This is a genomic window from Pseudokineococcus lusitanus, assembly GCF_003751265.1.
Classification (GTDB): Bacteria; Actinomycetota; Actinomycetes; order Actinomycetales; family Quadrisphaeraceae; genus Pseudokineococcus; species Pseudokineococcus lusitanus.
In genome coordinates, this window is sequence record NZ_RJKN01000003.1 from 309,110 (window position 1) to 330,068 (window position 20,959).

Below are 20,959 nucleotides of genomic sequence, written 5' to 3' on the forward strand. Positions count from 1 at the left end.
GGTGCCGGGACGGCGCGTCAGCGCTTCTGGCGGACGATCTGCTCCTGCTGCTCGTCCTCGGCGTCGCTCGCGTCGACGTCGGCGGTCGAGCCGCCGCCGTCGCCCGTCGTGCGGAAGCCGTCACGGACGCCCTGGACGAGGCGCGTGAGCTCGGCGGTCGTGTCGTCCTCGAGCTTCCCGGTCTCCCGGATCGTCCGGAGGACGTCGCCGCCGCGCAGCGACTCGAGCACCTCGGCCTCGAAGCGGCGGACGTCCTCGACGGGGACGTCGTCGAGCTTGCCGGTGGTGCCCATCCAGATGGACACCGCCTCCTCCTCGAAGGGGTACGGGGAGAACTGGGGCTGCTTGAGCAGCTCCATGAGGCGCTGGCCGCGGCCCAGCTGCTGGCGCGACGCCGCGTCGAGGTCGGACGCGAACATCGCGAACGCCTCGAGCGAGCGGAACTGCGCCAGGTCGATCTTCAGCGTGCCGGAGACCTTCTTGACCGCCTTGGTCTGGGCGTCGCCGCCGACCCGGCTCACCGAGACGCCGACGTTGACCGCCGGGCGCTGGTTGGCGTTGAAGAGGTCCGACTCGAGGAAGATCTGCCCGTCGGTGATCGAGATGACGTTGGTGGGGATGAACGCCGAGACGTCGTTGCCCTTCGTCTCGATGATCGGCAGGCCGGTCATCGAGCCGCCGCCCATCTCGTCGCTGAGCTTGGCGCAGCGCTCGAGCAGCCGGGAGTGCAGGTAGAAGACGTCGCCGGGGTAGGCCTCGCGGCCCGGCGGGCGCCGGAGCAGCAGCGAGACGGCGCGGTAGGCGTCGGCCTGCTTGGACAGGTCGTCGAAGACGATGAGGACGTGCTTGCCGCCGTACATCCAGTGCTGGCCGATGGCCGAGCCGGTGTAGGGGGCGAGGTACTTGAAGCCCGCGGGGTCGGACGCCGGGGCCGCGACGATCGTCGTGTACTCGAGCGCGCCGGCGGCCTCGAGCGCGCCGCGCACGCCCTGGATCGTCGAGCCCTTCTGGCCGATGGCCACGTACACGCAGCGGACCTGCTTGGTCGGGTCGCCCGACTCCCAGTTGGCCCGCTGGTTGATGATCGTGTCGAGCGCGACGGCGGACTTGCCCGTCTGGCGGTCGCCGATGATGAGCTGGCGCTGGCCGCGGCCGATCGGCGTCATGGCGTCGATGGCCTTGATGCCGGTCTGCATCGGCTCGTGCACCGACTTGCGCTGCACGACCGTGGGCGCCTGGAGCTCGAGGGCGCGACGGGTCTCCGCCTCGATGCTGCCGAGGCCGTCGATCGGGTTGCCCAGCGGGTCCACGACGCGGCCGAGGTAGGCGTCGCCGACCGGCACGGAGAGGACCTCGCCCGTGCCGTGCACGGCCTGGCCCTCCTCGATGCCGCTGTAGTCGCCGAGGACGACGACGCCGATCTCGCGGACGTCGAGGTTGAGCGCGAGGCCCAGCGTCCCGTCCTCGAAGCGCAGCAGCTCGTTGGCCATCACGCTGGGCAGGCCCTCGACGCGGGCGATGCCGTCCGCGGTCTCGGTGACCCGCCCGACCTCCTCGCGCCCGACCCCCGAGGGGTCGAAGGACTGCACGAAGGAGTCCAGCGCGTCGCGGATCTCCTCGGGCCGGATGGTCAGCTCCGCCATGTGGGTGCTCCTTCTCGTCCTGTCCTGCTCGACTCGCGGGCCACCGGGTGGCCGGCGGGCCCTCGCCGCGGCGCCCGTCCGGGCCCCGCGGGTGGTGCTGGCGCCGGCGTCGTGCCCGGCGCGTGTGGATGATCGATGGTGCCTCTCGTCAGCCGACGAGACGCCGCCGGGTGTCCTCGAGGCGGGTCGAGACCGACCCGTCGACGAGCGTGCCGTCGACCTCGACGCGCACGCCCCCGACGACCGTGGGGTCCACGGCGCTGTCGACGTGCACGGGGCGGCCGTACTGCCGGCTCAGGGCGGTGGCCAGCCGGTCGCGCTGGTCGGCGCGCAGCGGCGTGGCCGTCGTGACGAGCGCCACGACCCGCCGGCGCCACGTGGCCGCCAGCTCGCCGTAGGTCGCCAGCGCCCGCTCCGGGGTGAGCCCGCGCGAGCGGGTGGTCGCCCGGCGGACCAGCAGCAGCGTGCCCGGGGCGACCCGGTCGGCCAGCAGCCGGTCGACGAGCGCCGTCCGCGAGGCGTCCGGCGCGTGCTTGTCGGCCACCGCGGACCGCAGGGCGCGGTCCGAGGCGAGGAGCCGCTCCACGCGGAAGAGGTCCTCCTCGAGCCGGCCCTCGCCGCCGTCCTCGGACGAGCCGGAGACCGCGGCCACGACGGCCAGCTGCTCCGCCGCGTCCGCGAGGTCGCGGGTGGCCGACCAGCGGGCGCCCACGAGGCGACGGACGACGTCGAGGACGTCGCCGTCGACGCGGCCGGCGAGCAGGCGCTCGGCGAGGCCGACCCGCTCGTCGGCCGTGCGGGCCGGGTCCGTGAGGGCGCGGCGCAGGGGGCCGGAGCCGTCGAGCAGGTCGACGACGCCGAAGAGCCCCTCGGCGAGGCCCGTCCCGCGGGCCCCCTCGAGCACCGGCCGGGCGTCCTCGGTGACGACGCCCAGCGAGGTGCGGCTGGCCCCCCGCATCACAGGCCCCGGCTCGTCGGGGCCTCGGCGCGGTGGGCGCCGCCGCGGGCGGCGTCGCCCCGCTCGAGGTCCTCGAGGAAGCGGTCGACGACGCGGCTCTGGCGGGCCTCGTCGGCGAGGGACTCCCCGACGATGCGCGACGCGAGCTCGGTGGCCAGGCCGCCGACCTCGGTGCGCAGGCTCAGCAGGGCCTGCTGGCGCTCCGAGGCGATCTGCCGCTGCGCCGACTCCGTGACGCGCTGCGCCTCGGACTCCGCACGCTGACGCATCTCCTCGAGGATCTGCGCGCCCTGGGCGCGCGCCTCCTCGCGGATGCGGCCGGCCTCCTCACGGGCCTCGGACAGCTGCGCCTTGTACTCGGCGAGCGTCCGCTCCGCCTCGGCCTGGGCGCGCTCCGCCTTCTCCACGCCGCCCTCGATGGCCTGGCGGCGCTCCTCGTAGATCGCCTCGAGGCGCGGGACGACCTTCTTCGCGACGACGAAGTACACGATCGCGATGGCGATGACGCCGAAGATCAGCTCCCCGAGGTGCGGGAGGATCGGGTAGAGCGGGTCACCAGGCGGGTCGGACTCCGCCGAGGCGAGCACCGCGGTGGCGGCGAGTGTCACTGCTCCTCCTACGGGCGCGGTGCTGGGGGTTTCGGTGCCTAGTTGCCGGCGAAGACGAACGCGAGGGCGATGCCGAAGATGGCGAGCGCCTCGCAGAGCGCGAAGCCGAGGATGGCGATGCTCTGGAGCATGCCGCGGGCCTCGGGCTGACGCGCCACACCGTTGATGTAGGCAGCGAAGATCAGGCCGATCCCGACGCCGGGGCCGATGGCCGACAGGCCGTAGCCGACGATCGCGAGACTTCCGGTCATGGTCTTCTCCAACTTCTGTCCGTGGAACCGGACGCGGACGCGTCCGGGGCGTGCGGTGGTGCCGTCTGGGGTGAGCCCTGCGAGCAGGGGCTCAGTGCTCGTCCGCGTAGCTGTCGGCGATGTACGTCGCCGCGAGCAGGACGAACACGTACGCCTGCAGGAACTGCACGAGCAGCTCGAACAGCGTCATGAGGAACGCCATGAGGAAGGTCGGGACCGACACGAGCTTCAGCAGGACGCCGCCGTCGAAGAGCATGTACTCCGCCCCCGTGATGAAGAGCACGAGGATGAGGTGGCCGGCGAACATGTTGCCGAAGAGCCGCAGCGCCAGCGTCACGGGGCGGGTGACGAAGTACGTCACGAGCTCGAGCACGAAGACGAGCGGGACGATCCACGACGGCAGGCCGCCGGGCACGAAGCCCTTGAGGTAGCCGCCGAGGCCCTTCCGCCGGATGCCCACGGCGTTGTAGACCACGTACACGATGAGCGCCAGCACCAGAGGGAACGCGAAGCGCGACATCGTCGGGTACTGGAACGGCGGCAGGACGCCGAAGAGGTTGTTCACGTAGATGAACGCGAACAGCGCGAACAGCAGCGGCACGTAGCGGCGGAAGTGCTGCTCGCCGATGACGTCGCGGCCCACCGTGTTGCGCACGAGGTTGTAGACCGTCTCGACGGCCATCTGCCCCTTGCTCGGGACCAGCGACAGCCGCTTGGTCCCCGCGAGGAGGAGGCCGGCGACGATCACGACCGAGATGAGGGCGAGGATCGAGGGCCGCGTGATCGCGAGCGCACCCTCGGTGCCGAAGAGGGGCTGCCAGAAGATGCTCTGGTCGGGCGTCTCGAAGCCGTGGCCTCCGGAGGCCAGCAGGGCGGCGCTCACGTCGTCTCCTCCGCGCGGACGTCGTCATGGGAACGGGGGTGCGGGTGGCCCGTCGCGGAGGAAGGGCCGGCCGTCGTGCGTGCCGCGGGGGCGCCGTCGTCGTGGACGGTGCCGGGCCGGGCGTCGGTCGGCTCGCGGTCCACACCGTAGCGGAACCACACGTACCAGGCGCCGAGGGCCACCCCCGCCACGATCCCCAGGGGACCGAGGAAGGCGGTGCCGAGCAGGTGGTCGAGGCCGAAGCCGGGCAGGCCCAGCGTCAGCGGTCCGGCCACGAGGTAGGAGGGGGCGCCCCAGGCGCCGTCACGGCCGCCGGGGCGCGAGGGCGTCGCGGAGCCGTCGGTACGCCGTGCGGCGTCGCCGGTGCGGTCGTCGTCGGCCATGGTGCGGGTGACGCTAGCAGCGGTCCGCGCGGTCACCGGCCACCGCCCGGACGCTCGTCCGACGCGGCCGCGTCGTCGGTCGGCTCGTCGTCGGCGTCGGCCGCGGGGGCGGCGTAGAGGGGCTGGCGGGTGCGCACGAAGGCGCGCAGCTCCGCCGCGAGCCAGACCGTCGTGACCACGATGGTCGTGAGCCCCAGGGCCGGCCCCGGCAGGTCCGTCGTCCGCGAGAGGACGAGGAAGGCGAGGGCCAGCAGCAGCACCTTGAGCGTGTAGGTGCCGAGCGCCACGAGCATGACGAGCGGCGGCGAGACGCGCGCCGTCCGCTCGAGGACGAGGAGGCTGCTGCCGAAGAAGAGGACCACGAGCAGGACGCCGACGAGGGCGGCCAGCAGGCCGGCCGCTCCCCCGGTGACGGTGGCGACGACGGCGCAGACGACGCCGGCGACCCCGGCGGGGAGGAGGGCGGCGCGCAGCATCCCCGAGAAGACCTCGGGGGGCGGCGCGATGCCGGTGGTGGCCTCAGGCGTGCTCAGGGCGGGCTCCGTCGCTCGTCGCAGGACGTCGTGTGGTCTGGCTTGTGAAAGGTATCACAAGCGGGGCGGGCTCCCGGCCGGCGTCCGCGCCGCACGGGGCTCCCCGGCCTTGCGGATCCGCAGCGTGACGAGCGTGACGACGAGCACCGCCACGGCGCAGCCGGCCAGCGCGACCGGGAGCGGCAGGAAGGCGGTCGAGACGGCCCCGTAGGAGACGACGCCCGCCCACGCGGCCATGATCCCGACGGCGCGGCCGTGGCTGTGGCCGAGGTCGAGGAGCCGGTGGTGCAGGTGCAGGCGGTCGGGCGTGAAGGGCGACTGCCCCTTCGCCAGGCGCCGCACGACCGCCCACACGAGGTCGAGGAGCGGCAGGAGCAGGACCGCCAGCGGCAGGAGCAGGGGCAGGTACACCGGGACGACCTGGACCTGCGAGACGACGGCCGGGTCCACCCCCGTGGCGGCCACGCCGCCGGCGGCGAGCAGGAGGCCGAGGAGCATCGACCCGGAGTCCCCCATGAAGATCCGCGCGGGGTGGGCGTTGTGCGGCAGGAAGCCGAGGCAGCAGCCGACGAGCGCGGCGGCCACGAGCGTCGCGAGGTTCGAGTAGTCCCCCGGGCTCGTGTCCTGGCTCAGCAGGTAGGTGTAGACGAAGAAGGCCGACCCGGAGACGAGCATGACCCCGGCGGCCAGGCCGTCGAGCCCGTCGATGAAGTTGACGGCGTTGACCGCCACGACGACGGCCAGCACCGTGAGCGCGAAGAAGACGGGTCCCGAGCCGACCGTCACCCCGAAGACCGGCAGCGACAGCAGCTGCACGCCCTGCCACGCCAGCAGCGACGCGGCCAGGACCTGCCCGCCGAGCTTGGCGAGGGCGTCGAGCCCCCAGATGTCGTCGGCGACGCCGAGCAGGCAGACGATCGCCGCGGCCCCGAGGACGGCCCACGCCCCCGAGGACGCGAAGACGCCCTCGAGGAACGGCAGCCGGCTCGCGACGACGAAGGACGCGGCCAGGCCGACGAGCATCGCCGTCCCGCCGAGCCGCGGGGTGGGGACGGAGTGGACGTCCCGCTCGCGCAGGGGGGTGACGGCGCCGACCCGCGCGGCGAGGCGGCGGGCGAGCGGCGTGACGAGGTACGTCACCGCCGCGGCGGTGACGAGGACGAGGAGGTAGGCCCTCACCGGCCGGTGTCGTCGGCGGCGGTGCCCGGCTCCTCCGACCCGGCGCCGGGCTCGCCGGCGGGGCGCGGTCCGTCCGTGGCCGGCGCGTCCGTGGCCGGCGCGTCCGTGGCCGGCGCGTCCGTGGCCGGCGCGTCCGTGGCCGGCGCGTCCGTGGCCGGCGCGTCCGTGGCCGGCGCGTCGGTGGTCGCGTCCGCCGTCGCGCCGTCGTCGGCGGGTCCGGCCGGCGGCGGGGGCGGGGCGACCGCGCGGACGTCGGGCACGACGCGGCGCAGCTCCTCGAGGGAGACGGCGCCCTCGCGCAGCACCTCGGGGCGCGCGCCGGTGAGGTCGAGCACGGTCGAGGGGGCGCCGCCGTCGCGGGGGCCGTCCTCGAGGTAGACCTCGACGGCCTCGCCGAGCTGGGTCCGGGCCTCCTCGGCGGTGGCGCCGGGCGCCTCCCCGGTGAGGTTGGCGCTGCTGACCGCGAGCGGGCCGGTGCGGGCGAGGAGGGCGCGGGCCACGTCGTCGTCGGGCACGCGGACCGCGACGGTGCCGCCGGTGTCGCCGAGGTCCCAGCGCAACGAGGGCTGCGCCCAGCAGACGAGGGTGAGGCCGCCGGGCCAGAAGGCCTCGGCGAGGGCGTCGACGGACGACGACGCCCCGCTGGCCGAGCGCTCGACGAGCGCGTCGACCGAGCGGACGTCGTGGACGAGGACGGGCGGCGGCATCGAGCGGTCGCGGCCCTTGGCGGCCAGCAGCGCGGCGACGGCGGCCGGGTCGAAGGCGTCGGCCCCCACGCCGTAGACGGTGTCGGTCGGCAGCACCACGAGGGCGCCGCGACGCAGGGCGTCCTCGGCGGCCGCGAGGCCCGCGTCGCGGCCGTCGGGGTCACGGCAGTCGGAGAGCGTGCTCACGACGGCGCATCGTGGCACGCCGCGGCCGTGCGGACGGCCTGGACCCACCGCGGGCGTCCCGTGAGGTCGGCGGCGCCCGTCGCGCCGCGCCAGCTCCCGGCGTCCGGGGCGCCGGGGCCGGCGGCGAGGAGCGCCAGCAGGGCCTCCTGCTGGACCTCGGCGTGCTCGACGAGGACGACGCCGCCCGGGGCGAGCAGGCGCGCCGCCACGGCCAGCACGGCCCGCGGCACGAGCAGGCCGTCGTCCCCGCCCCCGTAGAGGGCGAGCGCCGGGTCGTGGTCGCGGACCTCGGGGTCCACCGGCACCGCGCCGGGCGGGATGTACGGGGGGTTGCTGACGACGACGTCGACGTCGCCGACGAGGGCCGCCAGGTCGGGCACGGCCGCGAGCGGGGCCGTGACGTCCCCGGCGAGCAGCCGGACGGGCCCGCCGGGCCGGTCGGCGGGGACGGCGCCGCCCTCGGCGCCCAGCGCCCGCACGTTCCGGCGCGCCCACGCGAGCGCGTCCGGCGACAGCTCGACCGCGGTGACGCGGGCGTCGGGCACCCGCGCGGCGACGGCGAGCGCGAGCGCCCCGGACCCCGCGCAGAGGTCGACGACGACGGGGGGCCTCCCCCGCCGGCGGCCGACCGCGGCCGCCGCGGCGGCCGCCGCCCGCGCGAGCCCCTCGGTCTCGGGCCGCGGCACGAAGACGCCGGGGCCGACGGCGAGGTCGAGCCCGTCGAAGGGCGCGCGGCCGGTGAGGTGCTGGAGGGGCTCGCGCGCGGCCCGGCGGTCGACGAGCACCTCCAGGGCGGCCGCGGTCCCCGGCGGGAGGGCGTCGCCGCGCAGGGCGGCGAGGCGGGCGGCGGCCCGGTCGACGCCGAGCACGGAGGCGAGCAGCGCCTCGGCGTCGGGGCGGGGGCTCGGGATGCCCGCCGCGGCGAGCCGCGCGGCGGCCCGGCGGACGAGGACGCCGGGGTCGACGGCCCCGCCGTCGGCCGGGGCGCTCAGGGGGTCCCCGCCGCCGCCAGCCGCGCGTCCTCGTCGGCGCGCGCGCAGGACTCCAGGACGGCGTCGAGGTCGCCGTCGAGCACCGTGTCGAGGTTGTACGCCTTGTAGCCGGTGCGGTGGTCGCTGATGCGGTTCTCGGGGAAGTTGTAGGTGCGGATCCGCTCGGAGCGGTCGACGGTGCGCACCTGGGCCCGCCGCAGCCCGGCGGCCGTCTCGGCGGCCTCCTCGGCGGCCAGCGCCCTCAGCCGCGCCCGGAGGATGCGCAGCGCCTGCTCGCGGTTCTGCAGCTGGCTCTTCTCGTTCTGGCACGAGACGACGAGGCCCGTCGGCAGGTGCGTGATCCGCACGGCCGAGTCCGTCGTGTTGACGCTCTGCCCGCCGGGCCCGGAGGAGCGGAAGACGTCGACGCGCAGGTCGGCCGGGTCCACGTCGACCTCGTCGACCTCGTCGGCCTCCGGCAGGACGAGGACGCCCGCGGCGGAGGTGTGGATGCGGCCGGCCGACTCGGTGACGGGCACCCGCTGGACGCGGTGCACGCCGCCCTCGAACTTCAGCGCGGCGTAGACGCCGTCCGCGGGGTCGCCGCCGCGGCCGCGCACGGCGAGGGAGATCTCCTTGTAGCCACCGAGGTCGGACGGCGCGGCGTCGAGCACCTCGGTCCTCCACCCGCGCCGCTCGGCCAGGCGCAGGTACATGCGGACGAGGTCGCCGGCGAAGAGCGCGGACTCCTCGCCGCCCTCCCCCGCCCGCACCTCGAGGATGACGTCGCGGCCGTCGTCGGGGTCGCGCGGCACGAGCAGGCGGCGGACGCGCTCGGCGGTGGCCGCGGCGCGCTCCCGCAGGGCCGGCAGCTCCTCGGCGAAGGACGGGTCCTCCGCGGCGAGGGCCTCCGCCGCCCCGACGTCCTCGGCGGCGGCCACGCGCTCGGCCTCGGCGCGGACGAGCCCGCCGAGCTCGGCGTACCGGCGCCCGACCCGGCGGGCCAGGGCGGGGTCGGCGTGCAGCGCCGGGTCGGCCAGCTGCTGCTCGAGGGCGGCGTGCTCCTCCAGCAGCGGTACGACGGCGTCGCGCACGGCGTCCTCCTCGCGGGGTGCCCCCGGTGGGGGGCCGGGCTGGTCGCCGGGGGTGCCCGGGACGTCGGAGCACGACGACGGCGCCGCCCCCCGGGTGGGGGACGGCGCCGTCGGCGGGGGACTACTTCGCGGCGGTCTTGCCGTAGCGCGCCTGGAAGCGGGCCACGCGGCCGCCGGTGTCGAGGATCTTCTGCTTGCCCGTGTAGAACGGGTGGCAGGCGGAGCAGACGTCGGCCTTGATCTCGCCGGCCTTCGACGTGCTGCGGGTGGTGAAGCTGGCGCCGCACGTGCACTGCACGACGGTCGTCACGTACTCGGGGTGCTGCCCGGCCTTCATCTGGTGCTCCTTGTCGTCGCCGGTCCCGGGTCGTGCCGCGCGGGTGCGCGCACGTGAACCGGGACCCTCGTGCCCATCCTGCCAGAGCGGTGGGCGCCCTCTCCCCAACCACGGGAGGGGCCCCCGGCTTCCCGGTCCCCGCGGACGGCGGGTCCGGGACGCGTCCCCGCCCGGCCGACGGCGTCCGTCGGCCGGGCGGGGCGGTCGCCGGTCAGTCCCGGCTGAGCTCGCTGCGCCCCTCGGTGGGGCCGGCCGGGGCCGTCCGCTGCACCTGCATGAGGAACTCCGCGTTGCTGCCCGTCTCGCGCAGCTTGCCGAGGACGAGCTCGATGGCCTGCGTGGCGTCGAGCGCCCCCAGCACGCGGCGGAGCTTGTAGACGACCTTCATCTCCTCGGGGGACATGAGGATCTCCTCGCGGCGGGTGCCCGACGCGTTGACGTCGACCGCCGGGAAGATCCGCTTGTCGGCCAGGTGCCGCGCGAGGCGCAGCTCCATGTTCCCCGTGCCCTTGAACTCCTCGAAGATGACCTCGTCGGCCTTGGAGCCGGTCTCGACGAGCGCCGAGGCGAGGATCGTCAGCGAGCCGCCGTTCTCGATGTTGCGGGCGGCGCCGAAGAAGCGCTTCGGCGGGTACAGCGCCGAGGCGTCGATGCCGCCGGACAGGATGCGGCCGGACGCCGGGGCCGAGGTGTTGTAGGCCCGCGACAGGCGCGTGAGGGAGTCCAGGAGCACGACGACGTCGTGCCCCAGCTCCACGAGGCGCTTGGCCCGCTCGATGGCGAGCTCGGCGACCGTCGTGTGGTCCTCGGCCGGCCGGTCGAAGGTCGAGGCGATGACCTCGCCCTTCACCGTCCGCTGCATGTCGGTGACCTCCTCGGGGCGCTCGTCGACGAGCACGACCATGAGGTGGACGTCCGGGTTGTTGCGCGTGATCGCGTTGGCGATCTGCTGCATGACGATCGTCTTGCCGGCCTTGGGCGGCGCGACGATGAGGCCGCGCTGGCCCTTGCCGATGGGGGCGACGAGGTCGATGACGCGCTGCGTGTACTGGCCGCGCTCGGTCTCCAGGCGCAGGCGCTCCTGGGGGTAGAGCGGCGTCAGCTTGGAGAAGTCCGGGCGGCGGCGGGCCTCGTCCGGCGCCAGGCCGTTGACGGTGTCGACGCGCACGAGCGGGTTGAACTTCTGCGCGCGCTGCTGCCGCTGCTGGCGCCCGCCGCGGCCGCTGCCGCCGGGGGCGTCCTCGCCGCTGCCGTCGCCCTCGCCGCGGGCGCGGACGGCGCCCGTGACGACGTCGCCCTTGCGCATCCCGTGCTTCTTCAGCTGGGCGAGCGTGACGTAGACGTCGTTCGGGCCCGGCAGGTAGCCGGACGTGCGGACGAAGGCGTAGCTGTCGAGGACGTCGAGGACGCCCGCGACGGTGACGAGCGCCTCGTCGTCCCCGACCTCCGGCTCGGCGTCCTGCGCGACGCCGCCCTGGGGCGCGCCGCCGTCGCGGCCGCGACGCTTGCGGTCGCGGTAGCGGCCGCGACGGCCGCGGCGGCCGCCGAGCTCGTCGTCGTCGTCTCCGTCCTGCGCGCCGCCCCGGTCGGCCCGGTCGGTGCGCTCGAAGCGGTCGGCCCGGTCGGCGCGGTCCCCGCGCTCGGGGCGGTCGCCGCGGCGGCCGCCCTGCTCGGTGCGGTCGCCGTCGCCGTCGCCGTGGCGGGCGCGCTCGCGGAGGTCGAGCTGCTGCTCCAGCTGCGCCCGCGCGTCGAGGCGCTGGTCGCCCTGGGCGCCCTGGGCCCGGTCCTGGCGGTCGCCCCGGTCCTGCCGGTCCTGCCGGTCCTGCTGGCCCTGCTGGCCCTGGCGTTCCTGCTGGCCCTGGCGGTCCTGGCGCGGGCCGCGCTCCTGGCGCGGCGCCCGGTCCTGACGCTCCGTGCGGTCCCCGCGGTCGGTGCGCTCACCGCGGTCCTGGCGCTGCTCCGGCTCGGGGCGGTCGGCCCGCCGCGGGAGCTCGATGCCCTCGGCGCGCGGGGCGTCGTCGCCGCGCGCGGCCGCCCGCTCGACGACCGGCTCCGGGGCCGTGTCCGCCGGCGGCGCGGCGGTGTCGTCGCGGGTCACGGCGGGGGCGCCGGCGGAGCGCTCCGCGCGGCGGGGGCGACGGCCCTGGCGGGCCTCGGCCGCGGGGGCGGCCTCCGCGACGGCGGCCGACGACGGGGCGTCGTCGCCGCGGCGCGGCTGGGGCGGGGCCGCGGGGGCCTCGGCGGGCGCGGCGGCCCGGGGGGCGGTGGTGCTGGTGGCGGCGGTGCGCTCGCCGGCGTCCGCGGCGGGGGCCTCGGCCCGGGCGCCGCGGGCGGAGCCGCCCTGCTCGGCGCGGATGGCCGCGAGCAGGTCGCTCTTGCGCATCGTCGCGGTGCCCTGCACGCCGAGGGAGGTCGCCAGCTCCTGCAGCTGGCCGAGGCGCAGCTGCGAGAGGGGCGCCCGGCGGGCGGCGGCAGCGGCGGGCTGCGCGATGTCGGTGGTGTCGGTCACAGAGGTCCTTCCCCTGGTCGGCGGCTCGGGGGTGGAGCCACGCGGTGCGCCGGCCCGGCGCTGGGCGGGACCGGCAGGGCACACCCCGTCGGTGCTCGACCCGGGCGGGGCCCGGGTGGGCGAGGGGTGGGTGCGTGCTCGGACGACGCGAGCGACGGCGACGTGGCCGGCGGCTCGGCGGCGACCCGCTCCGGGCGTCCGTCCGGTCACCACGACCCGCGGGCGGAGGCCCGGGGACTGCGGGGGGACGGGAGCGCTCGGACGTGCACGGGTGCGTCCGGCTCTCCGACTGTAGCACCGGGACGGCCGCGTCCCCGGAGCACGCGGCACGTCGCCCGTCCGCAGCAGCGCCGGCGCGGCCGGGGCGCGACGACGACCCCGTCACGACACGGGCCGCTGCGAGGGCGACGCCGGCGCCGCCCTCACGCCACGGGCCCCCCGACGCGCGCGAAGTCGGCGCCCACTTCACGCCCAGGGCCCGTCCCCACGCGAAGTCGACGCCCACTTCACGCCCAGGGCCCCTCCCCACGCGAAGTCGGCGTCGACTTAACGCCCACGACGCCTCCCACCGCGAAGTCGGCGTCGACTTCGCACCTGCGACGCGTCTCCGACGTCACGCCGGGGACCACGTCGTGCGGGGCGGGAGGTCAGCCGGCGGACCAGCGCGCGCCCTCGTGGGCGACGTCCGGCGCGAGGACGTCCCAGCCCGGGGCGTGGGCGGCGACCTCGTCGCGCAGCGCCGCGGACGTCCCCAGCACGACGACGCTCGGCCCGGCGCCGGAGACGGCGGCGGCGAGGCCCCGGCCGCGCAGGTCCGCGACGAGGGCGGCCGTCGCCGGGGCCGCCGGCGCGCGGTAGCGCTGGTGCAGGCGGTCGGCCGTCGCGGGCAGGAGCAGCTCCGGCACGCGCGAGAGCGCCTGCGGCAGCAGCGCGCTGCGACCGGCGACGAACGCCGCGTCCGCGTGCGGGACGACGGCGGGCAGCATCGCGCGGGCCGTCGCGGTGAGGAGCTCGACGCCGGGCACGGCGAGGACGACGCGGAGGTCCGGGTGCGGGTCCACCCGCACGGCCCGGAAGCGCAGGCCCGCGCGGCGACCGGGCAGGGGCATGCCCGCGCCGTCGTCGCCGTCGTCCGCGGCACCCTCGACCCAGCCGAGCGTGACCCCGCCGAGCAGGCTCGCCGCGGCGTTGTCGGCGTGGCCCTCCATCGTCGCGGCGACGTCGAGCGCCACCTCGTCGTCGAGCGCCGACGGGTCCTCGAGCAGCCCGCGCGCGAGGACGACCCCGCCGACGACGGCGGCGGCGGACGACCCGGCCCCGCGCCCGAAGGGCACGCCGTTGCGGCACCGGAGGCCGAGCACCGGCTGCGGCGCGCCGGCACGGGCGAGCGCGGCGCGCAGCGCCCGGACGACGAGGTGCCCCTCGCCCTCCCCCACGCGGCCGGCGCCCTGCCCCTCGACGGCGACGACGGCGCCGGGCGCGCCCGTCGGCGCGGCGGCCGCGGCGGGGTGGTCGGCCGGCAGCACCTCGACCTCGAGCTCGTCGCGGAGCTCGAGGGCCAGGCCGACGGCGTCGTACCCGGGCCCGAGGTTGGCGCTCGAGGCCGGCACGTCGGCGCGGGCCGACGTCCCGGGGGCCCCGCCGCGGCGCAGCGCGCTCACGCCGTCAGCCCTCGAGGCCGAGGGCGCCCGCCGCCGTCATGGCGTCGACGGGCACGCGCACCGGCTGGACGTCGCCGCCGTCGGCCGCGCGCAGGGCCCACTGGGGGTCCTTGAGCCCGTGGCCCGTGACGGTGATGACCACACGCTGGCCCGGGTCGAGCTCGCCGGCGGCGTGCCGCTGGAGCAGGCCCGCGACGCCCGCGGCCGAGGCGGGCTCGACGAAGACGCCGTCCTCGCTCGACAGGAGACGGTGCGCGGCGAGGATCTCCTCGTCCGTGACGCTGCCGACGAGGCCGCCCGACTCGTCGCGCGCCGCGACGGCCTGCTGCCAGGACGCGGGGTTGCCGATGCGGATCGCCGTCGCCAGCGTCTCGGGCTGGTCCACGGGGTGCCCCAGCACGATGGGCGCGGCGCCCGCCGCCTGGAAGCCCCACATCCGCGGCGTGCGCGTGGCCGGGCCGGGAGAGCCCGACGTGCCCCCGTCGCGCGCGTACTCGGTGTAGCCCTTCCAGTACGCCGTGATGTTGCCGGCGTTCCCGACGGGCAGGCAGTGGATGTCCGGGGCGTCGCCGAGGACGTCGACGACCTCGAAGGCGCCCGTCTTCTGGCCCTCGATGCGGTACGGGTTGACGCTGTTGACGAGCTCGACGGGGTAGGACTCCGCGAGCTTGCGGGCCAGGTCGAGGCAGTCGTCGAAGTTGCCCTCGACCTGCAGGAGCGTGGCGCCGTGGGCGATGGCCTGGCTCAGCTTGCCGAGCGCGATCTTGCCCTCGGGCACGAGCACGCCGCAGGCCATCCCGGCCGCCGTCGCGTAGGCCGCGGCCGACGCCGAGGTGTTGCCGGTGGACGCGCAGATGACGGCGCGGGCCCCGAGCGCCCTCGCGCGGGAGATGGCCGTCGTCATGCCGCGGTCCTTGAAGGAGCCGGTGGGGTTGCAGCCCTCGACCTTGACCCACACCTCGCAGGAGGTGCGCTCGGACAGCGCGTGCGCGCGCACGAGCGGGGTGCCGCCCTCCCCGAGGGTGACCACGGGGTCGTCCGGGCCGAAGGGCAGCCGGTCGCGGTACTCCTCGATCACGCCGCGCCACACGTGGGCCACCGGGGTCCTCCTCCTGCTGGGTGCTGCGGGTCTGCTGGTCGCCGTGCCCCCCGGCTCGCCGGGCGACGTGGGTCGGGCGTCGGGTCAGGTGCCCTCGACACGGAGCACCGAGGTGACGCCGAGGACCGCGGGCGAGGCGGCGAGCGCCTCGACGGTGGCCGCCAGCGCCGCGTCGGGCGCCTCGTGCGTGGCGACGACGAGGGCGGCGCTGCCGCCCGGCTCGCCGCCGAGGGGGGTCTGGCGGACGGTCTCGACGCTGGCGCCGTGGTCGGCGAAGACCTGCGCCACCTGCGCGAGGACACCGGGACGGTCGTGGACCTCGAGGCGCACGTGGTACCGGGTGACGGCCTCGCCCATCGGCCGCACCGGCAGGTCGGCGTAGGCCGACTCCGACGAGCCCCGCCCGCCGACGACCCGGTGGCGCGCGACGGCGACGAGGTCGCCGAGCACCGCGCTGGCGGTGGGCTCCCCGCCCGCGCCCTGGCCGTAGAACATCAGCGACCCGGCGGAGCGCGCCTCGACGAAGACGGCGTTGAAGGCGCCGCGGACCCCGGCCAGCGGGTGCTCGCGCGGGACCATCGCGGGGTGCACGCGGACGGAGACGCCGCCCTCGGCGTCGCCGTCACCGGTCGGCGCGGTGCGCTCGCAGATGGCGAGGAGCTTGACGACGGCGCCGGCGTCCCGGGCGGCGGCGACGTCGCCCGCCGTGACGCCGGTGATGCCCTCGCGGTGCACGTCGGCCGCCCGGACCCGGGTGTGGAAGGCCAGCGACGCGATGATCGCCGCCTTGGCCGCGGCGTCGAAGCCCTCGACGTCGGCCGTCGGGTCGGCCTCCGCGTAGCCGAGCGACTGCGCCTCCTGCACGGCCTCCTCGAAGCCGGCGCCGGTCGAGTCCATGCGGTCGAGGACGAAGTTCGTCGTCCCGTTGACGACGCCGAGGACCCGCTCGACCCGGTCGCCGACGAGCGAGTCGCGCAGCGGCCGGACGATGGGGATGGCCCCGGCCACGGCGGCCTCGAAGTAGAGGTCGACCCCCGCCGCGTCGGCCGCGGCGTAGAGCCGGGGGCCGTCCTCGGCGAGCAGGGCCTTGTTGGCCGTGACGACCGACGCGCCCGCGGCCATGGCGCGCAGCAGCAGCCCGCGCGCGGGCTCGATGCCGCCGATGACCTCGACGACGACGTCGGCCCGCTCGACGAGGCCCTCGGCGTCGGTCGTGAGGAGCGCGGGGTCGATGCCCGGCTCGCGGCGCCGGCCGGCGCGACGGACGGCGATGCCGACGAGCTCGAGGCGCGCCCCGGCGCGGGCGGCGAGCTCGTCGGCCTGCTCCACCAGCTGGCGCGCCACCGCCGAGCCGACGACGCCGCAGCCGAGCAGGGCGACGCGCAGCACGGGCGGCGAGGGGCGGACCTCGGCCATGGGACCTCCCGGGCGCGGGTGGGACGGCGGGGCGACGGGCGCCCGCGGGACCGGTGGATCCTCTCGCGGTCCACCTGTCGGCCGCACCCCGTCCCGCGGAGTGGGACATCGGACGCCGTCCCGCGGAGTGGGACATCGGACGCCGTCCCGCGGAGTGGGACATCGGACGCCGTCCCGCGGAGTGGGACATCGGGCGCCGTCCCGGGCGGCGCCCCCGGCTACAGCGACGCCAGCAGGTGGTCGCGCCGCTTCTCGAGGACCTGCGGCGGCGCGGTGGCCGACGCCGGGCCGGGCACCGCGGTCCGCAGGCGGCGGTGGACGACGGCGTGCGGCACGCCGGTGCGTGCGGCCACCTGGCCGACGAGGCGGTTGACCTCGCGCCGCAGCCCCGCGGTGGCGCGCCAGGAGGCGAGCTCCTCCTCGGGCTCGGCCGGCAGGTCCGCGGGCTCGTCGGGCTCGTCACGGCGGGCGCCCGCGCGGCGGCGGGTCTCCTCGTCGCGGCTGGCGAGGAGGGACGCCGTCTGCTCGGGCGTGAGCAGGCCCGGGATGCCGAGGAAGTCCTCGGCCTCCTCCCCCAGCGGCTCGCCGTCGCCCTCCCCGAGGACGGCCCGGCCGCCGTGGAGGACGTGCGCGAACTGCGCGTCGGCCTCCAGCGACTCGTGCTCGCCGAGGCCGTCGGACGCCTCGCGCTCGGGGCGCGGCAGCAGGTCGAGCTCGTCGTCGGCGGCCTGCGCCGGCGCGGGGATGACGTGCTCGCGCTCGCTCTCGAGCTCGGCCGCCAGCGCGAGCAGCGGGCGCACGGCCGGGAGGAACACCGTGGCCTGCTCGCGGCGGCTGCGGGCGCGCACGACGCGGCCCACGGCCTGGGCGAAGAAGAGCGGCGTCCGGTAGCTCGTCATCCAGGCCAGGCACGCGGCGCGGGGGACGTCGACGCCCTCGGACACCATCCGGACGCAGACGGCGAAGCGCTGCGTGCCCGCGGCGAACTCCTCGATCTTCGAGGAGGCGCGCGGGTCGTCGGAGAGGATGAGGACAGGCTCGTGGCCCGTCACCCGCCGCACGACCTTGGCGTAGGCGCGGGCGTCGTCCTGGTCGCTCGCGAGGACGAGGGCGCCCGCGTCGGGCATGGCGTGCTCGCGCAGGTGCGTGAGCCGGTCGTCCATGGCGGCGACGACGTGGGGCACCCAGCCGCCGCGCGGGTCGAGCGCCGTCTTCCACGCCGCGGCCTCGACGGAACGCGTGCCCGGCTCGGACAGCGACGCGGCGACCACCTCGCCCGCGCTGTTCCGCCAGCGCGAGGTGCCCGTGTACGCGGCGAAGACGACGGGGCGCACGACGCCGTCGGCGAGGGCGTCGCGGTAGCCGTAGGTGTAGTCGGCGCGGCTCCGGAGCTCGCCGCCGCCGACGTCCTCGTAGTGGACGAAGGGGATGCGCTCCCCCGGCTTCGTGCGGAAGGGCGTGCCCGTGAGCGACAGCCGTCGGCGGGCGCCGCCGAAGGCCTCGGCGCACGCCTCGCCCCAGGAGAGGCCGTCGCCGGCGTGGTGCACCTCGTCGAGGACGACGAGCGTCCGCCGCGCCGTGGACCGCGCGGCGTGCAGCGCCGGCTTGCCGGCGACCTGCGCGTACGTCGTCACGTACCCCTGCGCCCCGGCCGGCACGGGGCCGACGGAGTTGGGCAGCGAGGGGTCGAGGACGAGGCCGGCGCGGTCGGCCGCGTCGGCCCACTGGGTGCGCAGGTGGTCGGTGGGGCAGACGACGACGACGCGGTCGACGACGCGGCGCTGGAGCAGCCGCGAGGCGAGCGACAGCGCGAACGTCGTCTTGCCGGCGCCGGGCGTGGCCGTGACGAGGAAGTCCTCGCGGCCGGGCTCGGCGTCGTAGAGGTCCAGGGCGGCGCGCTGCCAGGCGCGCAGCGGCCGACGGCCGTCCGGCGAGGCGCCGGCGGCGACGGAGGCGGGGACGGTGGTGGCGCGGGCGGTGCTGCTGCTCACGCGGCGGGCGTCCCCCGACGACCGCCGGTGGTCCGGGGGCTCACTTCCCGTCGCCCGGGCCGCCGTCGGCGGGCTCGCGCAGGCCCTCGTAGATCTCCCTGCACGCCGGGCAGACGGGGAACTTCTGCGGGTCGCGGCCCGGCACCCAGACCTTGCCGCAGAGCGCCGTCACGGGCTCGCCCGAGAGGGCCGAGCTCATGATCTTCTCCTTGCGCACGTAGTGCGCGAAGCGCTCGTGGTCGCCCGGCTCGGAGAGCTGCGGCTGCTCGACGAGCTCGCGCTCGAGCACGGACGTGGTGGAGCGGGACGGCTCCGCCGACGGGCTGCGAGGGGGCTCGGGCGGCGAGGAGGTCATGCCCCGGATCGTACGTCGGCCGCCCGACGGCGGGCGCCCGCCGAGGCCCCGCGTCGCCGCCCGCGGGGCCGGCCCGGTCAGTTGTGCGAGGGGTCGGCGGGGAAGCTCGCGAGCAGACGCAGGCGGCCGGGCTGGCGGCCGAGCACGGCCCGCCACAGCCCGCCGGGGTCGGGGGTGACGGCGTCCCCCGCCTCGGCGTCGAGCACGAGCCAGGCGCCGTCCACCAGCTCGCCCTCCAGCTGGCCCGGCCCCCACCCGGCCGAGCCCGCGAAGACCCGGACGCCGCTGCCGGCCCGGGAGACCGTCCCCGGGTCGGCGTCGAGGTCGACGAGGCCGAGCGCGCCGTGGAGGCGCCGGACCCCCGGCGGCTCGGGCCCGTCGCCGGGCACGACGACGAGCCCGAGGGCCGAGTCGAGGCCGACGGGCCCGCCGCGGAAGAGCCGGGCGGGCGCGCTCACGTGCTCCTGCCACGGCGGCAGGACGGCGTCCACCCGCACGGGCATCGGCCGGTTGAGCACGACTCCCGTGGCGCCCTCGTCGTCGTGGTGGAGGAGCAGCACGACGGTCCGCCGGAACTCGTCCTGCTCGAGCGCCGGCAGCGCCACGAGCAGGCGGCCGGCGAGGCCGTGGGCCCCGCCGCCGCCCGAGGGGCTCAGAGCACCCCGGCGACGGCGCCGGCCGACGAGCCGGCGTCCGTGCCCGCGGCCGCCTCGGTGGCCGCGACGACGGGGGACGGCGTCTCGCCGGCGCCGGCGGCGCGCGCCGCCTTCTCGACGGCCTCGGCGACGACCGTCGCGACGTCGGGGTGGAAGACGCTCGGGACGATGTAGGCGGCGTTGAGCTCGTCGTCGGCGACGACGGCGGCCAGCGCCCGCGCGGCGGCGAGGAGCATGGCCTCGTCGATCGAGTGGGACTGCGCGTCGAGCAGCCCGCGGAAGACGCCGGGGAACGCGAGCACGTTGTTGATCTGGTTGGCGAAGTCGCTGCGGCCGGTGGCCACGACGGCCGCGTGCTCGGCGGCCGCCGTCGGGTCGACCTCGGGCGTGGGGTTGGCGAGCGCGAAGACGACGGCGTCCGACGCCATCGTCGCGATGTCGTCGCCGGTGAGGATGTTCGGCGCGCTGACGCCGATGAAGACGTCCGCGTCGGCGAGCGCCTCCACGAGCGTCCCCGTGAGGCCGCGCGGGTTGGTGTTCTCCGCGGTCCAGCGCGAGGACGGGTGGAGGTCGGGGCGCCCGGTGTGGACGACGCCGTCGATGTCGGCGACGACGACGTCGCGCGCGCCCGCGGCGAGGAGCAGCTTGAGGACGGCGGTGCCGGCGGCGCCCGCGCCCGACATGACGACGCGGACGTCGGGCAGCTGCTTGCCGACGACCTTGAGGGCGTTGAGCAGCGCGGCGGTGCAGACGATGGCGGTGCCGTGCTGGTCGTCGTGGAAGACGGGGATGTCGAGCTCGTCGCGCAGGCGGTCCTCGATCTCGAAGCAGCGCGGCGCCGCGATGTCCTCGAGGTTGATGCCCGCGAAGACGGGGGCGATGGCCTTGACCGCCGCGATGATCTCCTCGGTGTCGGTCGTGTCGAGGCAGATCGGGAAGGCGTCGATGCCGCCGAAGCGCTTGAAGAGCGCCGCCTTGCCCTCCATGACGGGCAGCGCCGCGAGCGGGCCGATGTCGCCGAGGCCCAGCACCGCGGTGCCGTCCGTGACGACCGCGACGGTGTTGCGCTTGATGGTGAGGCGGCGCGCGTCGGCCGGCTCCTTGGCGATGGCCTCGCAGACCCGGGCGACGCCCGGCGTGTAGATGAGCGAGAGGTCGTCGCGCGTGCGGATCGGCATCTTGGGCTCGACCGAGATCTTGCCGCCGAGGTGCGCGAGGAAGGTCCGGTCCGACACCCGCCCCATCGCCACGCCCTCGAGGCCGCGCAGGGCCTCGACGATCTCCTCCGCGTGGTCGGTCCCCCGCGTGGCGCAGGTGAGGTCGACCCGCACCCGGCCGGCGCCGGAGGCCGTGACGTCGAGCGCGGTGACGATCCCGTGGCTGCTCTCGATGACGGAGGTCAGCTCGCTGACGGCCGTGGGCCGGGCCGGGAGCTCGAGGCGGATGGTGATCGAGTAGGACACGCTCGGTGCGGCAGGCATGCGCCGCATCCTGCCGCACCCGCCGGGGCGCCCCCGGCGACGAGCGAGGCCCGCCGCA

The 20,959-nt window shown here is 76.8% G+C and carries 20 protein-coding genes; all 20 read right to left on the minus strand.

Annotated features, from left to right (window positions below; all coding sequences use genetic code 11):
• Positions 1 to 17: 17 nt before the first annotated feature.
• The 20 genes from atpA to EDC03_RS07425 all read right to left on the minus strand — a co-directional run bounded on the left by atpA (position 18) and on the right by EDC03_RS07425 (position 20,901).
• Positions 18 to 1,643: a F0F1 ATP synthase subunit alpha gene (atpA, locus tag EDC03_RS07330; protein ID WP_123379540.1), complete on the minus strand. Its 1,626-nt coding sequence runs from the start codon at positions 1,641 to 1,643 to the stop codon at positions 18 to 20.
• 148 nt (positions 1,644 to 1,791) lie between these two features.
• Positions 1,792 to 2,601, minus strand: coding sequence for a F0F1 ATP synthase subunit delta (locus EDC03_RS07335; RefSeq protein ID WP_148058034.1), 810 nt, complete (start codon positions 2,599 to 2,601; stop codon positions 1,792 to 1,794).
• On the minus strand, positions 2,601 to 3,209 hold the full coding sequence (locus tag EDC03_RS07340) for a F0F1 ATP synthase subunit B (protein WP_241967082.1): 609 nt from the start codon (positions 3,207 to 3,209) through the stop codon (positions 2,601 to 2,603). Before EDC03_RS07340 ends, EDC03_RS07335 begins: the two co-directional genes overlap by 1 nt.
• A gap of 38 nt (positions 3,210 to 3,247) precedes the next feature.
• Positions 3,248 to 3,460 (minus strand): ATP synthase F0 subunit C, encoded by a 213-nt coding sequence (atpE, locus tag EDC03_RS07345; protein ID WP_123379542.1) that lies wholly within the window; start codon positions 3,458 to 3,460, stop codon positions 3,248 to 3,250.
• A 91-nt stretch (positions 3,461 to 3,551) separates the two neighbouring features.
• The gene (atpB, locus tag EDC03_RS07350) at positions 3,552 to 4,343 is read right to left on the minus strand and encodes a F0F1 ATP synthase subunit A (RefSeq protein WP_123379543.1); all 792 of its coding nucleotides are present in this window, start codon (positions 4,341 to 4,343) and stop codon (positions 3,552 to 3,554) included.
• On the minus strand, positions 4,340 to 4,726 hold the full coding sequence (locus EDC03_RS07355; protein ID WP_123379544.1) for an AtpZ/AtpI family protein: 387 nt from the start codon (positions 4,724 to 4,726) through the stop codon (positions 4,340 to 4,342). Before EDC03_RS07355 ends, atpB begins: the two co-directional genes overlap by 4 nt.
• 32 nt (positions 4,727 to 4,758) lie before the next feature.
• Positions 4,759 to 5,202, minus strand: a complete 444-nt coding sequence (locus EDC03_RS07360; RefSeq protein WP_123379545.1) for a Cg1360 family ATP-synthase-associated protein — start codon at positions 5,200 to 5,202, stop codon at positions 4,759 to 4,761.
• A gap of 111 nt (positions 5,203 to 5,313) precedes the next feature.
• A complete protein-coding gene (locus EDC03_RS07365) occupies positions 5,314 to 6,438 on the minus strand; it encodes a glycosyltransferase family 4 protein (RefSeq protein ID WP_123379546.1) in 1,125 nt (374 codons plus the stop codon).
• A complete protein-coding gene (locus EDC03_RS07370) occupies positions 6,435 to 7,331 on the minus strand; it encodes an L-threonylcarbamoyladenylate synthase (RefSeq protein WP_123379547.1) in 897 nt (298 codons plus the stop codon). The genes EDC03_RS07365 and EDC03_RS07370 overlap by 4 nt, the downstream gene beginning before the upstream one ends.
• Positions 7,328 to 8,371: a peptide chain release factor N(5)-glutamine methyltransferase gene (gene prmC / locus EDC03_RS07375; protein WP_422393802.1), complete on the minus strand. Its 1,044-nt coding sequence runs from the start codon at positions 8,369 to 8,371 to the stop codon at positions 7,328 to 7,330. Before prmC ends, EDC03_RS07370 begins: the two co-directional genes overlap by 4 nt.
• Entirely contained in the window at positions 8,320 to 9,396 is a 1,077-nt protein-coding gene (gene prfA, locus EDC03_RS07380; RefSeq protein WP_123379548.1) for a peptide chain release factor 1, read from the minus strand. Before prfA ends, prmC begins: the two co-directional genes overlap by 52 nt.
• Positions 9,397 to 9,517: 121 nt before the next feature.
• On the minus strand, positions 9,518 to 9,733 hold the full coding sequence (gene rpmE, locus EDC03_RS07385) for a 50S ribosomal protein L31 (RefSeq protein WP_123379549.1): 216 nt from the start codon (positions 9,731 to 9,733) through the stop codon (positions 9,518 to 9,520).
• 211 nt (positions 9,734 to 9,944) lie between these two features.
• Positions 9,945 to 12,242 (minus strand): transcription termination factor Rho, encoded by a 2,298-nt coding sequence (gene rho, locus EDC03_RS07390; RefSeq protein ID WP_123379550.1) that lies wholly within the window; start codon positions 12,240 to 12,242, stop codon positions 9,945 to 9,947.
• Between the two features lie 647 nt (positions 12,243 to 12,889).
• Positions 12,890 to 13,903, minus strand: a complete 1,014-nt coding sequence (locus tag EDC03_RS07395; RefSeq protein WP_199720020.1) for a homoserine kinase — start codon at positions 13,901 to 13,903, stop codon at positions 12,890 to 12,892.
• Between the two features lie 4 nt (positions 13,904 to 13,907).
• Positions 13,908 to 15,002, minus strand: coding sequence for a threonine synthase (gene thrC / locus EDC03_RS07400; RefSeq protein WP_123379551.1), 1,095 nt, complete (start codon positions 15,000 to 15,002; stop codon positions 13,908 to 13,910).
• An 84-nt stretch (positions 15,003 to 15,086) separates the two neighbouring features.
• Entirely contained in the window at positions 15,087 to 16,418 is a 1,332-nt protein-coding gene (locus EDC03_RS07405) for a homoserine dehydrogenase (protein ID WP_123379552.1), read from the minus strand.
• 218 nt (positions 16,419 to 16,636) lie between these two features.
• Positions 16,637 to 18,409 carry a DEAD/DEAH box helicase gene (locus tag EDC03_RS07410; RefSeq protein WP_123379553.1) on the minus strand — a complete coding sequence of 591 codons (1,773 nt, stop codon included), beginning with the start codon at positions 18,407 to 18,409 and terminating at the stop codon, positions 16,637 to 16,639.
• Between the two features lie 40 nt (positions 18,410 to 18,449).
• The gene (locus EDC03_RS07415) at positions 18,450 to 18,764 is read right to left on the minus strand and encodes a DUF3039 domain-containing protein (protein WP_123379554.1); all 315 of its coding nucleotides are present in this window, start codon (positions 18,762 to 18,764) and stop codon (positions 18,450 to 18,452) included.
• 77 nt (positions 18,765 to 18,841) lie between these two features.
• On the minus strand, positions 18,842 to 19,420 hold the full coding sequence (locus EDC03_RS07420; protein ID WP_123379728.1) for a YqgE/AlgH family protein: 579 nt from the start codon (positions 19,418 to 19,420) through the stop codon (positions 18,842 to 18,844).
• Positions 19,417 to 20,901 (minus strand): NAD-dependent malic enzyme, encoded by a 1,485-nt coding sequence (locus EDC03_RS07425; RefSeq protein WP_123379555.1) that lies wholly within the window; start codon positions 20,899 to 20,901, stop codon positions 19,417 to 19,419. The genes EDC03_RS07420 and EDC03_RS07425 overlap by 4 nt, the downstream gene beginning before the upstream one ends.
• Positions 20,902 to 20,959 lie beyond the last annotated feature (58 nt).